19 protein-coding genes are annotated in these 14995 nt (G+C 33.6%); 9 read left to right on the top strand and 10 right to left on the bottom strand.

Annotated elements, in window-relative coordinates; all coding sequences use genetic code 11:
• Positions 1-23: 23 nt before the first annotated feature.
• Positions 24-419 carry an ankyrin repeat domain-containing protein gene (locus BMY39_RS05305; protein WP_092576607.1) on the bottom strand — a complete coding sequence of 132 codons (396 nt, stop codon included), beginning with the start codon at positions 417-419 and terminating at the stop codon, positions 24-26.
• Positions 420-669: 250 nt separating this feature from the next.
• Here BMY39_RS05305 and gpmI point away from each other — a divergent pair, with 250 nt between their 5' ends.
• Both gpmI and BMY39_RS05295 read left to right on the top strand, forming a co-directional pair.
• Positions 670-2187, top strand: coding sequence for a 2,3-bisphosphoglycerate-independent phosphoglycerate mutase (gpmI, locus tag BMY39_RS05300; protein WP_092576605.1), 1518 nt, complete (start codon positions 670-672; stop codon positions 2185-2187).
• Positions 2188-2236: 49 nt separating this feature from the next.
• Positions 2237-2647 (top strand): BT0820 family HAD-type phosphatase, encoded by a 411-nt coding sequence (locus BMY39_RS05295; RefSeq protein WP_092576601.1) that lies wholly within the window; start codon positions 2237-2239, stop codon positions 2645-2647.
• Positions 2648-2653: 6 nt separating this feature from the next.
• Here BMY39_RS05295 and BMY39_RS05290 read toward each other — a convergent pair whose 3' ends face one another.
• Positions 2654-3919 carry an acetyl-CoA hydrolase/transferase family protein gene (locus tag BMY39_RS05290; RefSeq protein WP_092576595.1) on the bottom strand — a complete coding sequence of 422 codons (1266 nt, stop codon included), beginning with the start codon at positions 3917-3919 and terminating at the stop codon, positions 2654-2656.
• Between the two features lie 122 nt (positions 3920-4041).
• Here BMY39_RS05290 and map point away from each other — a divergent pair, with 122 nt between their 5' ends.
• The 3 genes from map to BMY39_RS05275 are packed head-to-tail and all read left to right on the top strand — an operon-like array spanning position 4042 to position 5948.
• The gene (gene map, locus BMY39_RS05285) at positions 4042-4860 is read left to right on the top strand and encodes a type I methionyl aminopeptidase (protein WP_092576591.1); all 819 of its coding nucleotides are present in this window, start codon (positions 4042-4044) and stop codon (positions 4858-4860) included.
• On the top strand, positions 4860-5177 hold the full coding sequence (locus tag BMY39_RS05280) for a cupin domain-containing protein (protein ID WP_092576588.1): 318 nt from the start codon (positions 4860-4862) through the stop codon (positions 5175-5177). Before map ends, BMY39_RS05280 begins: the two co-directional genes overlap by 1 nt.
• Before the next feature lie 6 nt (positions 5178-5183).
• Positions 5184-5948 (top strand): class I SAM-dependent methyltransferase, encoded by a 765-nt coding sequence (locus BMY39_RS05275; protein WP_092576585.1) that lies wholly within the window; start codon positions 5184-5186, stop codon positions 5946-5948.
• Positions 5949-6030: 82 nt separating this feature from the next.
• On the opposite strand, the gene BMY39_RS05270 is transcribed toward BMY39_RS05275, so the two are convergent.
• Both BMY39_RS05270 and BMY39_RS05265 read right to left on the bottom strand, forming a co-directional pair.
• Entirely contained in the window at positions 6031-7014 is a 984-nt protein-coding gene (locus BMY39_RS05270) for an FAD:protein FMN transferase (RefSeq protein WP_092576583.1), read from the bottom strand.
• Complete coding sequence (locus BMY39_RS05265; RefSeq protein ID WP_092576580.1) at positions 7015-7392, bottom strand: Na(+)-translocating NADH-quinone reductase subunit F; 378 nt, start codon at positions 7390-7392, stop codon at positions 7015-7017.
• A gap of 354 nt (positions 7393-7746) precedes the next feature.
• On the opposite strand from BMY39_RS05265, the gene BMY39_RS05260 reads away from it, so the two are divergent.
• The gene (locus BMY39_RS05260; RefSeq protein ID WP_092576577.1) at positions 7747-8490 is read left to right on the top strand and encodes a tetratricopeptide repeat protein; all 744 of its coding nucleotides are present in this window, start codon (positions 7747-7749) and stop codon (positions 8488-8490) included.
• Here BMY39_RS05260 and BMY39_RS15220 read toward each other — a convergent pair.
• Both BMY39_RS15220 and BMY39_RS05255 read right to left on the bottom strand, forming a co-directional pair.
• Complete coding sequence (locus BMY39_RS15220) at positions 8479-8619, bottom strand: DUF4846 domain-containing protein (RefSeq protein ID WP_245738172.1); 141 nt, start codon at positions 8617-8619, stop codon at positions 8479-8481. The genes BMY39_RS05260 and BMY39_RS15220 overlap by 12 nt on opposite strands.
• Positions 8598-9065 carry a DUF4846 domain-containing protein gene (locus tag BMY39_RS05255; protein WP_245738170.1) on the bottom strand — a complete coding sequence of 156 codons (468 nt, stop codon included), beginning with the start codon at positions 9063-9065 and terminating at the stop codon, positions 8598-8600. The genes BMY39_RS15220 and BMY39_RS05255 overlap by 22 nt, the downstream gene beginning before the upstream one ends.
• A gap of 153 nt (positions 9066-9218) precedes the next feature.
• Here BMY39_RS05255 and BMY39_RS05250 point away from each other — a divergent pair, with 153 nt between their 5' ends.
• The 3 genes from BMY39_RS05250 to BMY39_RS05240 all read left to right on the top strand — a co-directional run bounded on the left by BMY39_RS05250 (position 9219) and on the right by BMY39_RS05240 (position 11411).
• Positions 9219-10031 carry a DUF6090 family protein gene (locus BMY39_RS05250; RefSeq protein WP_092576574.1) on the top strand — a complete coding sequence of 271 codons (813 nt, stop codon included), beginning with the start codon at positions 9219-9221 and terminating at the stop codon, positions 10029-10031.
• A gap of 61 nt (positions 10032-10092) precedes the next feature.
• Positions 10093-10836: a DUF6090 family protein gene (locus tag BMY39_RS05245; protein WP_092576571.1), complete on the top strand. Its 744-nt coding sequence runs from the start codon at positions 10093-10095 to the stop codon at positions 10834-10836.
• Between the two features lie 119 nt (positions 10837-10955).
• A complete protein-coding gene (locus tag BMY39_RS05240; protein ID WP_092576568.1) occupies positions 10956-11411 on the top strand; it encodes a Na(+)-translocating NADH-quinone reductase subunit F in 456 nt (151 codons plus the stop codon).
• Between the two features lie 65 nt (positions 11412-11476).
• Here the strand turns inward: BMY39_RS05240 and nqrF are convergent, their stop codons facing one another.
• From nqrF to BMY39_RS05220, 4 genes are read right to left on the bottom strand one after another with little or no spacing between them, the layout of a single operon-like run.
• Complete coding sequence (gene nqrF, locus BMY39_RS05235; RefSeq protein WP_092577707.1) at positions 11477-12784, bottom strand: NADH:ubiquinone reductase (Na(+)-transporting) subunit F; 1308 nt, start codon at positions 12782-12784, stop codon at positions 11477-11479.
• 1 nt (position 12785) lies between these two features.
• On the bottom strand, positions 12786-13508 hold the full coding sequence (gene nqrE / locus BMY39_RS05230) for an NADH:ubiquinone reductase (Na(+)-transporting) subunit E (protein WP_092576563.1): 723 nt from the start codon (positions 13506-13508) through the stop codon (positions 12786-12788).
• Positions 13509-13544: 36 nt separating this feature from the next.
• Positions 13545-14189, bottom strand: a complete 645-nt coding sequence (locus BMY39_RS05225; protein WP_042244897.1) for an NADH:ubiquinone reductase (Na(+)-transporting) subunit D — start codon at positions 14187-14189, stop codon at positions 13545-13547.
• A 1-nt stretch (position 14190) separates the two neighbouring features.
• Complete coding sequence (locus tag BMY39_RS05220) at positions 14191-14994, bottom strand: Na(+)-translocating NADH-quinone reductase subunit C (protein ID WP_092576560.1); 804 nt, start codon at positions 14992-14994, stop codon at positions 14191-14193.
• Between the last annotated feature and the right edge of the window lies 1 nt (position 14995).

Raw genomic sequence — 14995 nt, 5'->3', positions numbered from 1 at the left:
AAAATAATTATAATAGCTTTTAATTATTTTTTCTTGTTTGCTAAAGCTTCAGCTAAAACCTTTTCAGCATCAACAGCCTTATGTAATTTGGCATATTTCATCGCTGTCATTCCTTTTGTAGATTTTACTTTGAGTTTAGCACCATTCTCAATTAAAAGTTTTAAAATGTCGCATCGATTAAATTTCGCTGCGTACATTGCAGGTGTCATTCCATTAGACTGTTCGTTTACATTTGTACCTAACTCTATTAACTTTTTAACAGTTTCAATATCGCCTTTAGCAATAGAAACACAAAACGGGTTTACGTTTGTAATAGCCTGAGTTTTGTAAACTTTAGTTGGCTCGAATGACGTTTTTGCATTAACGCTAACAATTGAAAAGCATAATGCGATTGCAGAAATGATGATTGTTTTTTTCATGATGAAAGAATTTAATTTGATTAATGATTTGTTTTTTGATTATACTAAAGAGACGACATAAAAATTAAATTGTTACACTAAAAAATCTTAAATAACATTTTTTTAACGTTTAATTCACAACTTTTTAAGGGTTTTCAATCGAAAAACCGCACCAAAGATCAACATCAAAACTAGTTATAATTTTCAATCTGCTTAAGGCTTTAATCCCTTTAAAATCCTTATCTTTGCAGCTTAAAATAAACCAAGAAAAATGAACAAAAAAACCATCCTTATGATACTTGACGGGTGGGGAAAATCTCCTGACCCAAAAGTTTCTGCAATTGATAATGCAAATACTCCTTTTATAGATAGTTTATACACGAAATACCCTAGCGCTTCCCTAAGAACAGACGGATTGCATGTAGGTCTACCTGAAGGACAAATGGGAAATAGTGAAGTTGGACATATGAATCTTGGTGCTGGACGAATTGTATATCAAGATTTGGTGAAAGTAAATTTAGCCGTTGAAAACAAGACTTTAAATAAGGAGCACGTTTTAGTGGATGCTTTTAACTATGCAAAAGAAAACCACAAGGATGTACACTTTTTAGGTTTACTGAGTGACGGTGGCGTACATTCACACATTAATCACCTTATTGGTTTAATTGATGCTGCTGAAGAGGCTGGCGTTAAAAACTCTTTTGTTCATGGATTTACGGACGGACGTGATGTTGATCCGAAATCTGGCTCTGGTTTTGTAAAACAACTCCAAAACCATATTAAAAATACAAACACTAAAATTGCAACTATCTCTGGGCGATATTATGCTATGGATAGGGACAAACGTTGGGAACGCGTTAAACTGGTTTACGATGCTTTAGTAAATGCTAAAGGAGAGTCATCTCATGATATTGTGGCTTCAATAGAAAACAACTATGCGAATAATGTTACAGATGAATTTATTAAACCGATTATTGCTGTTGATAACAATAATACTCCTGTAACCAATATTAAGGAAGGCGATGTTATAATTTTCTTCAATTTTAGAACAGATAGAGGTCGCGAATTAACTGAAGTACTATCGCAACAGGATTTCCCTGAATACGATATGGAAAAACTAGATTTACATTACGTAACTCTTACCAATTATAATGACGAGTATAAAAATGTACATGTAATTTTTAATAAAGAAAACCTAAGTAACACTTTAGGTGACGTTTTAGCGAAACACAATAAAAAGCAAATACGCATTGCTGAAACCGAAAAATATCCTCATGTTACATTTTTCTTTTCAGGCGGACGCGAAGAACCATTTGAAGGTGAGCAACGTATTTTGAGAAATTCCCCAAAAGTAGCCACTTACGATTTAAAACCCGAAATGAGTGCCTACGAGTTAAAGGATGCACTAATACCCGAACTTAAAAAAGGGGAAGTAGATTTTGTATGTTTAAATTTTGCCAATGGCGATATGGTGGGGCATACTGGAGATATGGAAGCGGCTATTAAAGCCTGTGAAGCTGTTGACGAATGTGTAAAAGAGGTGGTTACTGCTGCTTTGGAAAATGATTATACTACATTGCTGATTGCAGATCATGGAAACTGCGAAACCATGATAAATCCTGATGGCACACCAAATACTGCGCACACTACCAATCCTGTACCAATTATTTTAATTGATAAAGATTTGAAAGAGATTAAGGATGGTATTCTTGGTGACCTCGCTCCTACTATTTTAAAACTTATTGGTGTTGAACAACCTAAAGCTATGACACAACAGCCTTTGATTTAAGGAAATTATTAAAAAGAATTACCTTTGCGCATAATAAACCCTAAATCGAATGAATTTTACGGACACCCTTATTATCGCAGTTGATTTCGATGGCACTATTGTAGAAGACGCATACCCTAGAATTGGAAAGCCACAAATGTTTGCGTTTGAAACTTTAAAAAAGTTGCAAGAAGAAGGACATCGTCTTATTTTATGGACCTACAGATGTGGTGATAAATTAGATGAAGCCGTAAAATTCTGTGAAGATAACGGTATCCGCTTTTATGCTGTTAACAAAAGTTTTCCAGAGGAAGAGTACACTAATGACATAAGCCGAAAAATAAACGCAGATATATTTATTGACGATAGAAACATTGGAGGTTTTTACGGTTGGGGAGAAATTTACCAACTCTTAACCAATAGCGACGCGAAACCTTTAGAGTATAAAAAGAAAAAGAGTTTCTTAGACTTTTTTAGATAAGCATACCTAAATTAAATCAAAGTAAGCTTTTTCTATAGAGGCTCTATGTTCGGGGTGTGCAATGTCAACTAAAGCTTTAACGCGCTGTTTTATAGTTTTACCATATAAATTGGCGATGCCATATTCTGTAACTATATAATGTACATGTGCCCTTGTAGTTACAACGCCCGCCCCAGGTTTTAGAGAAGGCACAATTCTACTAATACCTTTTTTTGTTACTGAAGGCAAAGCGATAATTGCTTTACCGCCTTCGCTAAGAGAAGCACCGCGTATATAATCCATTTGACCTCCTACCCCTGAATACATTTTGGAACCAATAGAATCTGCACAAACCTGACCTGTAACATCTACTTCAATAGCCGAATTTATAGCCACCATTCTTGGGTTTTGTTTAATTATTGATACATCATTAACATAATCTGATTCCCGTAATTCAACAAACGGGTTATCATCTACATAATCATATAATTTTTTTGAACCCACTAAAAATGTTGAAAGTGCTCTACCTGGATTTACTCCTTTATAGTTTCCGTTAATAACATCATTCAAAATTAAATCTATAACACCATCAGAAAACATTTCGGTATGTAAACCCAAATCCTTATGATTTGTCAGGCGAGATAAAACAGCATTCGGAATAGTACCAATACCCATTTGCAAGGTACTTCTATCTTCTATTAAACCAGCCACATAATCACCAATTTTATTTTCAACCTCTGATGGTTCTCCCAAATTATGCGTTGGTATTGGTACATCGCATTCAACAAACAAGTCTATTTCAGAAAAATGAATAATACCGTCACCATGCGTCCTTGGCATTTGCGAATTTACTTGAGCTATAACGGTTTTAGCATTATCAATAGCAGCCAAAGTTGCCTCAATGGAAACCCCTAAAGAGCAATACCCATGCTTATCAGGAACCGAAACGTGAATAAGAGCAACATCTAAGGGTAAAATATTCCTTTTAAACAATAAAGGTAACTCACTTAAAAAAACTGGTGTGTAAGAACCATTGCCCGCCGATAATGTATGCCTTACATTTTTACCGATAAAAAATGAATTAACATGAAAACTTTCCTTTAAATCTGGATTTGCATATGGCGTTTCACCTTCAAGATGTAAATGGCACACCTCTACATTCTTTAGTTCTTCGGAACGATTACTCATTGCATTAATAAGCAATTGTGGCGCAGCAGCGGCAGCTTGTATATAAACCCTACTGTTACTTTTTATAGCTTTTACAGCTTCTTCAGCACTAACAACTTTATACATTTGGAAATGGTTTATTTTAGTAAAGTTATTGATTTACAATTGCAAAAAGACTGTCAAATGTCAGTTATTCACGAATTTTTTTAGTGCTTTAAATTAGTATCTTTGCCAATATTTGAATACGCATGATTAAAATAAAAACCAGAGAAGAAATAGAGCTAATGCGCGAAAGCGCGCTCATAGTATCTAAAACTTTAGGCGAGGTTGCTAAAGCAATTAAACCAGGTGTTACGACCTTACAACTCGATAAAATTGCAGAAGAATGTATAAGAGATCAAGGAGCGGTACCAGGGTTTTTAGGACTTTATGATTTTCCAAACACCTTATGCATGAGTCCTAATTCACAAGTAGTTCATGGTATTCCTAATAACGACCCTTTGGTTGAGGGTGATATCATTTCAATAGATTGTGGTGCCCTTAAAAATGAATTTTATGGAGACCATGCCTATACGTTTGCTGTAGGCGACATTGCGCCTGAAATTGAACAACTTTTAAAAATCACTAAAGAGTCACTTTATATTGGCATAAGAGAATTTAAATTAAATAATCGTGTTGGTGATGTAGGCTATGCAATTCAACAATATTGTGAAGCTCATGGTTATGGAGTAGTAAGAGAATTGGTAGGCCATGGCTTAGGTAAAAAAATGCATGAAGATCCAGAAATGCCAAATTATGGACGTAGAGGTCGTGGTAAAAAATTTGTGGAAGGTATGGTAGTTGCCATAGAGCCCATGATTAACATGGGAACCCAACGTATAAAACAACATAGGGATGGCTGGACGATAACTACCCTAGATAATTTACCATCGGCACATTTTGAACATAATGTTGCTTTGGTTGATGGCAAACCTGAGCTACTTTCTACATTCGCATATATTTATGAAGCTTTAGGGATTGAAAGCAACGAAGAGGATGAGTTTCGACAAAAAGAATTGGTGTTATAATGAAAATAGACTTATCTCACATCCCGAGTAAACAACTAGTTGAGGGCGTATCTGGAAAATATGTGCACTCGAACTCATTTACTGTAGGTTATGTGAGTATAAATAAAGAAGCAATTATGCCATTACATTCTCATATGCACGAGCAAACGTCTCAAGTTATTTCTGGAGAATTAGAAATGACAATTGATGGGAAAACTGAAACCTTAAAACCAGGTAGCATTGTCATTATTCCTTCAAATACATTACATAGCGCAAGAGCATTAACAGATTGTACTCTAATCGATACGTTTTGTCCTGTTCGTGAAGATTATAAATAATCTCCATTGAAAAAACTATTCAAAATCATATTAAATACGGTTCCAAGGCCTTTCTTAATAAGAGTCAGTTATATAGTGCGTCCTATATTCGCTTTTTTCCTTAAAGGAAATACATTCACCGATCCAATCGATGGCAAAAGTTTCAAAACATTTTTACCATACGGTTATGGAAAACAGCGAAATAATGTGTTATCGCCTTCTACGCTATCTTTAGAGCGTCACAGATTGCTTTGGCTGTATTTGCAACATGAAACCAACTTCTTTTCAGAAAAACTTAAAGTATTACATTTTGCACCAGAACAAGCATTTTACAGGCGTTTTGAAAAAATGACTAATTTAAATTATGTAACTACAGATTTGAATTCTCCACTTGCAGATGTAAAAGCTGACATTTGTAACCTTCCTTTTAAGGATAATGAATTTGACGTTATACTTTGCAATCACGTTTTAGAGCACATACCAGATGATACTAAAGCGATGCAGGAATTGTATCGGGTAATGAAGACTGGCGGATATGGTATTTTTCAAATTCCACAGGATTTAAATCGAGAAACTACTTTTGAAGACAACTCAATAACTGACAAAAAAGAACGTGCAGAAATATTTGGACAGTACGACCACGTTCGCGTATATGGGCGCGACTATTTTGACAAACTTCGCTCCATAGGTTTCAAAGTTGAAGAAGTGAACTATACCGATAAACTCTCAGATGAAGAAATAAGTAAATATTGTTTGGCTAATGGAGAAATTATTCCAGTAGTTTTCAAATAAAAAAGTTACCCTGAACAACTTTAAACAACTAAATAACACTTATAGAGTGAAAGTCTTGTTGTTTCAAATAAAACATAAATGATTATTCTGGAAATCCGTTTAAAGCTAAAGTCTCCAATCCATTATTTTCATTTTCAAAAATCAAAAATACTTTAAGCTCTGGATGCGCTCTTAAAAAAGTTTTTACTTTTTCTATGCCCATGGTTTTAAAGGCAGTAGCATAGGCATCAGCTGTCATACAATCCCTAGCAATCACCGAAATGCTCAATAAATTGGTTTTACTTGGATACCCACTTTCAGTATCTATAATATGCGCATATCTATTGCCATTTTCATCAATTTTAAATTTTCTGTACGTACCAGAAGTGGCCATCGCTTCATCCTGAAGCTTTACTACTTTATTAGTAGATTGTGTACCATCAAAATTGGGGTTTTCAATGCCAACTAGCCATTCCTTATTCTTTTGAGCATTAATGCCCTTAGCCATAAGTTCGCCACCTATATCTACTAGGTGATTATCTATACGTTTATCACTTAAAAATTGTGAAATAACGTCTACAGCATATCCTTTAGCAATAGCGTTAAACTCTAAGTATGACGTTTTGGGTTTTATAATAGAATTGTTTGATAGGTTTATTTTATTAAATCCTACAAATTGCATTAAGCTATCAATTGTAATACTATCGGTTAAAAACTTGTTTTGTTCAGCGCCAAAATTCCAGGCGTTCACTACATTGCCTATGGTAGGATCAAAAGCACCATTGGTTTCGTGATAAATTACTTTTGAAGCTTGAAAAACATTTTTAAAATGATTATCTATTTCGGTAAGTTCATTTCTATTTACTTTAGAAATATCTGAGTTTTCTAAATAAGTAGATAAAGAATTGTTTATAATATTGAACAAACTATCAAACTCCTTTTGATAATCCTTATTAGAGTAGTAAGTTACCCTATAGTATGTTCCAAACACTGTACCTTGTACTACAGTATTATTTATGACACGGGTATTATTCTGTTTACAAGAAATAAATCCAATAACTATTAATACCAATAAAATTCGTTTCATTTAATTTAAGTTAGATTCTATGTATTGAATCCCATTATATTCAATTAAATAATCTTCATTTAAATAAACAGGTAAATCCGCTCCATTAGGATTGCCTAAACCAACACCTGCATATAAAACCTTGGCATCTTTTTCAAAAGCATGCTTCTTAAAAGACTCCATCCAAACAATGTCATAATTATTAGGGTTTTCAGGCAGAATAACAGCACGCACAACCACAAAATAATATTGACTGTTTTTATCAATACACACAAACTGTGGATGTTTTTTCAGTTTACTATTAATAGCTACAAACTCAAACCCACGTTGTTCCAAATCTTTTCCAACATGGTTCATTGCAAGATTATGTAACTCCTGTTTTGAAAGCGGTTTACTCATATTGTAAAAATACTAAAAGTTAATAGGATGATGACATTTAAAAGCTTTATAAATTAAAGATAAAAAAGCAACAAACCTTGTAAAGGAACGGTAGGATACATAAAGTTTAAACGAATAAAAATTTACTTCGCAAGCTTTGATATAGTTAAATAAACGTTTTGTAATTTCGTTTTAATAAAAAATGAAGTTGTATATATTTTAGTCTTTTTTTCTATAAAAATATATTACTTCGGCACTACTTGCTAAAAACACTTGTTACAGGTTTATACATGTGTGAATAAAAAATAGGATTGCTCCAGAAAAAACCTATATAAATTTTAGATTATTGTTTTATAAGTCCGAAACATTTAAAAGTTGCAAAATAACAATAACATACCGCAAGAGCTACTGGATACCATAGAACGCTATCTAAAAGGCGAACTATCTACACGTGAACTTGATGATTTTAATCGGCTTTTGGATCTTGATGAAGATTTTAAAGCTCAAGTTGAAGAAGTACGTACCAAGTATTTTGATACTGAAACCCAATCTTTAAAAAATAAAGGTAAAGAAGCTGAAGAGGCAATTTCTAAAACAAAATATATAGTAGCCCCACAAAAACAAAAAGCTCGTTTTTTAAGATACAGTAGAATTGCAGCGGCAACAGCTGTAATATTAGTTGTCGGAAGTATTTGGTTTTTCAGTACTCCAAAAAACGAAAAACTCTACAATAACTATTTTAAACCAGCACCTGGACTGCAAAATAAAACAAATAGCGATACTATTTCTGAATTTTACATAGGTATGAGAAGATATAATGAAAGCGACTACAGTGCTGCTATTGCCATATGGAAAACCCAAATAGAGAACAACATTGAAAATGACACACTAAATTATTTTTTAGGTGTAGCCCACCTAGCAAACAAAAAAGAAGCCAATGCCATTCCTTATTTAGAGCGCACCGTGCAGTCTAAAAAAACCTTCCCTTTGTTAAGTGATGCAAATTATTATTTGGCGTTGTCCTATTTAAAACAAGGTAATTTTAAATCTGCAAAAAAACACCTTGCATCAACAAGAAAACCTTTGGGGAAAGAATTACTTACCAAATTAGAAAACTAATTTTGCATATTTAAACCTCACGAACTTTGAATCATAGAACGTGTAGTTTGACACGGAAACAATAGCATCCTTTTTTAAATGATACCATGGTGATATTTGAGTTTCTTCTAAATTCTTAACCAAATGCACACTTTGTGCAGGTGTATTACCTTGAAAAAGCAAATAAATCCTATCGCCTCGTTTCTATTCCTATCCCATAAGTATTCACTTCTAATTCTAATTAAAGCGTCGGCACATTGGGGTAATCCATTTTTAGGTACTGGAATGTCTAAAACACCAATATGCCATTGTTGCCATAGATATTCTGTATTATCATAGTTAATAATTTTAGCCCCAAAAGGTTTGAGCCTATAATTTCTAAAATACTCTTGACAAGAACCTTTTGGATATGCTACACGTTTATAACCATTTGGTAAATTAACTCTGGACTGTATTCTAAGACCTTCCTTATTTAAAAGTCTTTGATGTTTTAAGACAGGCTCCAAGACATTAATATTACGTTTTGAAGCCTTAAACTGTAGCGCAATAAAAACTGCAAAAACAAACAATGAAAGTAAAAAAAGTATTTTTCGCATATAGAAAAAACGAAAACAGTAAGTCTTTACTTATTTACAACAAAAATTATGTACATTTAAAAGATATCTGAGACATTGTAATATTGGTGTTTTTTCAGATAATTAACGCACCTAACCTATTTCTATCTGGTTTACTTACTATTGAAACTATTCATGATTAAATTCTTTAGAAACATCCGTAAAAATCTTTTGACATCAGGCAATACTCCTAAATACATCAAGTACGCCATCGGAGAAATTGTTTTGGTTGTAATTGGCATTTTAATCGCATTACAAGTCAACAATTGGAATGAAGATCGAATTGAAAATAGGCGTTTAAGCAATTATGCCAGATCACTCATTCAAGACTTAAAAAATGACATCGAAATGTTGAAGGTAAGCTTATTTCAGGCTAAAAAAGGTTTTTACAGAATTGAAAACCTTAGAAATTATATGTTAAGCACTCCTAGCGATAGCCTTTCAAATACTGATTTATTTGTTTACACCTATGATATAATGTATCGCCCATATAAGTGGAATAGATCTACATTTGAAGAGCTAAAAAGTTCGGGGAGTATACGTTATATTAGAAATGACAGCTTAGAAAAACGATTGGTCGCATACGAATCGTTTTCTTACCACTTAGATGAAGATTTTAAATTCGACTCATCAAATTACGAAAAAGCCAATGCGAGTATTGCATCCATTATAAACCTTAATTCACCCTATTTTTCAGAGATGTTAGTTCTCGAAAATAAAAATTTCAATGATCCAAATTTAAATTTATTTGAAACTCAAGAATATATAAATTCAAAGGCTAAGGAATTAAAACTAATAAGCTCTGATGAAGAACTCTTAAATATATTAACAAATAAATTTATTTTAATTCAAAACCAATATCGTATTCGAGCATTTCATGAAATGCCAGAAATTCTCAATGATGCAGAAAACTTAATAAGACTACTAAAAACTGAATATAATCTTTAAAGCTAATTTTATTTGCAAACAGATTTATACAAGTAAATAACTATTTTCAATAACTGCTAGTATGATTAAATTCTTTAGAAAAATTAGAAAAAAACTTTTGGCAGAAGGTAATGTTGGTAAATACCTAAAATATGCTGTTGGTGAAATTGTTTTAGTAGTGATTGGAATATTAATAGCGCTTCAAATTAATAATTGGAATGAAAACAGAAAAACAAAAAACATTGAACATATCTATTTAGAAAATATTAAAGCGGATTTAAAATTAAACCTGACATCGCTCAAAATCTTTATTGCAGATAGAGAAAAATCTATTAAATCCAGCGATAGCATTTTAGAGTTTTTTAATAAAACTAAAGTATTTGATGTAGTTGCGTTTAATAGACAAGGTTTGAATGTAATGATCTGGTATCCGTTTGAGCAACATAACAATACCTATCAAGAATTATTAAATTCAGGGAACCTATCCATTATTTCAAATAAAGCTATTAAAGATAGTATACAGAACATGCAGGCAAGCTTTAAAAAGATTGCCTTTATAGAAAATGAAATGCAACAAGATTTTGAAAGCTACCTATACGACCCCTTCTTTACCACAATAGATCTAGAAACATCATTAAAAGGCTTAGAAAATGAAAAAATTAAACTAGATTCCATTCAGGCAAATTTACTATTGAATAATATGGTATATAAAAATGGTTTTATTCTTTCCGCATTTAATAGTGAGTCATTAATAACCGAATATTCAAAAATTCTGAAAACTACCAACCAGCTTATCCTTTTAATTAATTCAGAATTGAATCAATAATTAGATAATTTAGAATTATCTGTAAAGACTTTTGGCTGAGGACAATTCTAACAAATACTTAGAATATGCCATTAGACAAATTATCTAATACTTTTGTATCTTTAGATTAAAATGCAATTATGAAAATTACCCCTCGTATGGAATCGGCCATAAAAAAGCTTTATATCGCATTTCATAAAAACACGTTGAACCCCGAGTATTGTCTGCAATGTGCTGTTGGGAATATTTTGGATAACACCGATAGTTGGCGCCATCTGTCCGACTATCATGGCGCTTTAGAATTAAACTATGTTGGCAAAGTGCACCAAACTTTTGGACGAAAATTTAGTGGCTACTCGCCTTTAGAATTGCTACAAATTGAAGCTACGTTTTTAAAGGCTTGTGGCTTTCAACTACCTTTACATCATAAGAATGATAAGCCTAAAAACCCAACTGATAAAGATATTCTGTTTAATGGCTTATGTGAAGTGGTTAGGTTTTTATGTGAATTAGACAATGTAAAAAACGTAATGGATTATACGAAGCTATTTGAGGTTAAAAACAATAAACCCAAATATCAACTTATGCAAGTTTAAATGACTTCTAGATATAAAAAAACCAACTCAATTAGAGTTGGTTTTTATTTATTTATACTTGAAGATTACCCTCCAAAGTCATCAAATCTAATATGTTCATCAGGGATACCAAAATCCTCTCCCATTTTTTGAACAGCCTTGTTCATTAACGGTGGGCCACAGAAATACAATTCTATATCTTCTGGAGACTCATGTTTGCTTAAATAATTATCTATAACACAATTATGAATAAATCCAACAAAACCATCTCCCGGAGCATCTATATCTTCTTTTACTTTCCAATTATCTTCCTCTAATGGCTCAGAAAGTGCCATGTAGAATTTAAAGTTAGGGAAGTCCTTCTCTAAAGATTTAAAATGGTCTATATAAAACAATTCTCGCTTAGAGCGTCCACCGTACCAATAGGTTACTTTTCTTCCTGTTTTAACAGTTTTGAAAAGATGATACAAGTGCGAACGCATTGGTGCCATACCTGCACCACCTCCAACATAAAGCATTTCACTATCGGACTCATTGATAAAGAATTCTCCGTAAGGTCCAGAAATAGTTACTTTATCTCCTGGTTTTTGAGCGAAAATATAAGACGATGCCACGCCTGGATTAACATCCATCCATCCGTTTTTATTTCGATCCCATGGCGGCGTTGCAATACGAACGTTCAGCATAATTTCACGCCCCTCAGCTGGGTAAGAAGCCATAGAGTAAGCGCGTTCTACTGTTTCATTGTTTTTCATTACTAAAGGCCAAAGACCAAACTTATCCCACTCTGCTTGAAACTTATCCGGTGTTTCATGTTCTTCAGGGTGTGCCGTAATATCAATATCAGAATACTTAATTTCACATGGTGGAATTTCAATTTGTATATAGCCTCCGGCTTTATATCCCATATCTTCAGGAATTTCAACTACAAACTCCTTGATAAATGATGCTACATTATAATTACGAACAACAGTGGCTTCCCATTTCTTAATACCAAATACCTCTTCAGGAATAGTAATGTTCATGTCTTGCTTCACTTTAACCTGACATGCTAAACGAGCTCCTTCTTGCAATTCCTTTCTTGAAAAATGAGGTGTCTCTGTGGGCAATGCTTCTCCTCCACCCTCTAGCACGTGGCACTCACATTGGATACAAGTTCCACCACCGCCACAAGCCGATGGTAAGAAAATTTTATTTCCCCCAAGAGTAGATAATAGTGTACCGCCTGAGGCTACTTCTATTTCTTTTTCACCGTTTATCGTGATCTTTACCGGACCTGATGGTGACAACTTTTGCTTTACAAATAACAGTAATGCAACCAATAGCAAGGTAATAACTAAAAAAGCCGTTACCGTTGCTAAAACCGTTCCTAATGTTCCTGCTGCTAATATCATATTACTCATTTATTGTGATGTTGTTAGCTACTACTTTATCCTTTTCAGAATCTTCAACAGACTCTTGTACTTTTGCTGTCTTTTCTTCCTTTGCGGCTTCTTCATCTCCACCTGTTAACATACCTCCAAAACTCATAAAACCAATGGCCATTAATCCCGTGATAATAAACGTAATCCCCAAACCTCTCAACGCAGGTGGCACGTTTGAATATCTGATTTTCTCACGAATGGCAGCAATTGCTAAAATGGCTAAAAACCAACCAATTCCTGACGCCACTCCGTAATTAAGGGCTAGACCTAGTGTTGCAATTTCACGCGATTGCATAAATAAAGACCCTCCTAAGATTGCACAGTTTACGGCTATCAATGGCAAAAATATCCCTAAAGAGTTGTATAAGGATGGCGAAAATTTCTCTACCACAATTTCTACGAGTTGCACCATGGTTGCGATAGTTGCAATAAACATGATAAACGAAAGAAAACTAAGGTCGTAGTCGGCATATTCTGCACCCAACCATGATAAAGCTCCTGGCTGTAGTAAATACTGGTCTAACAACCAGTTTAAAGGCACTGTAATTGCCAGTACAAATATAACGGCAGCTCCAAGACCTACAGCTGTACTTACTTTTTTAGATACTGCTAAATATGAACACATTCCTAAGAACGTGGCAAATACCATGTTATCTATAAATATCGATTTAAAAAATAATTCTACGTGTTCCATACCTTTTAATTATAAATTCTGAATTCAGAATTATGACTAATCTTCTATTAATGCTTTGTTTTTAGTGCGCTGCACCCAGATAATAATACCAACTACAATTAAAGCCATTGGAGACAAAAGCATAAAACCATTATTCTCATAACCAATTGCGTACAATCCAGTTTTTTCAATCGGGTCTCCTAGAACCTTAAATCCTAAAAGCGTTCCAGAACCCAAAAGTTCTCTAAAAAAGCCTACTATAATTAATATAGCACCATAACCAGCGGCATTACCTATACCATCTAAAAAAGAACGCCATGGCCCATTACCGAGTGCAAATGCTTCGAAGCGTCCCATAATGATACAGTTGGTAATAATAAGCCCGACGAATACAGAAAGTGTTTTACTTAATTCGTAAGCAAATGCTTTTAAAACTTGATCTACAATAATTACCAATGCCGCAACAACGACTAATTGCACAATAATTCTAATTTTAGATGGAATAATGTTTCTCATTAAAGAAATAACAACATTTCCTACCCCTAAAACAAACAATACTGAAATAGACATTACTATAGATGCCTTTAACTCTGCCGTAATGGCCAGAGCTGAACAGATACCTAAAACTTGTATGGTAATTGGGTTATTATCCGCTAAAGGATCTGTTATTAATTTTGTATCTTTTTTTGATAAAAGTCCCATATTAATTTGTTTTTTGAGATTTTAAACTATCGAAATAAGGTTTGTACAGCTTTAAATCGCTTTTAATCATGGCTGTTACGCCATCGCCTGTAATCGTTGCACCTGCGATAGCATCAACTTCGTTATCCATCTTATCTTCATTTTTAGGGTCTGCATTACCTTTCGCTACTGTAATACCCTTAAAAACTCCGTTTTCAGTTAGTAGATGTTCTCCATAAAAATCATCCATAAAATAACGCTGCTTAATATTGGCTCCTAATCCTGGGGTTTCTCCCTTATGATCAAAATATGCACCTTGAACTACCATATTCTCATCAATTGCTATGTAACCCCAAATAGCATCCCATAAACCTTTACCATATATAGGAGCTACATATACTTTTTTCCCTTCTTTATTATTACCTACGAATAGTGGCAGTAGTCTTGATTTTCCAGCCTTAGCGTTACTTTTTTGCTTTTTAATATCAATTAAATAAGGCTCTTTACCGTTATTAGCTTCCATATACTCTTGCCCAGTCATTTTACTAATAATCTCACCATCTTTTGACTCTAATACAAGTTGTTCAGATACGTTCTCTGTAAACAATTGCGGTGCCTCGGTAGTTGCTACAAAATTAGCACTACTTTCATCATTCTCATTAATACCCATAGCGTATAAGATATTTTGTTGTTTTTCAATACGCTCATTTTCTGATATCGTAGGTTTTAATGATGAGGCTGTAAATGCCAGTAATGATCCTACAACCACAACCATGGCTATAGCGAAAATTATAGTGTACGAATTCTTGTCTGTATCCATTGCCATA

It is taken from the genome of Hyunsoonleella jejuensis (assembly GCF_900111025.1).
Lineage (GTDB): Bacteria > Bacteroidota > Bacteroidia > Flavobacteriales > Flavobacteriaceae > Jejuia > Jejuia jejuensis.
Note: the sequence above shows the minus strand (reverse complement) of the source record. Positions and strands in the feature narration are given on the sequence as shown.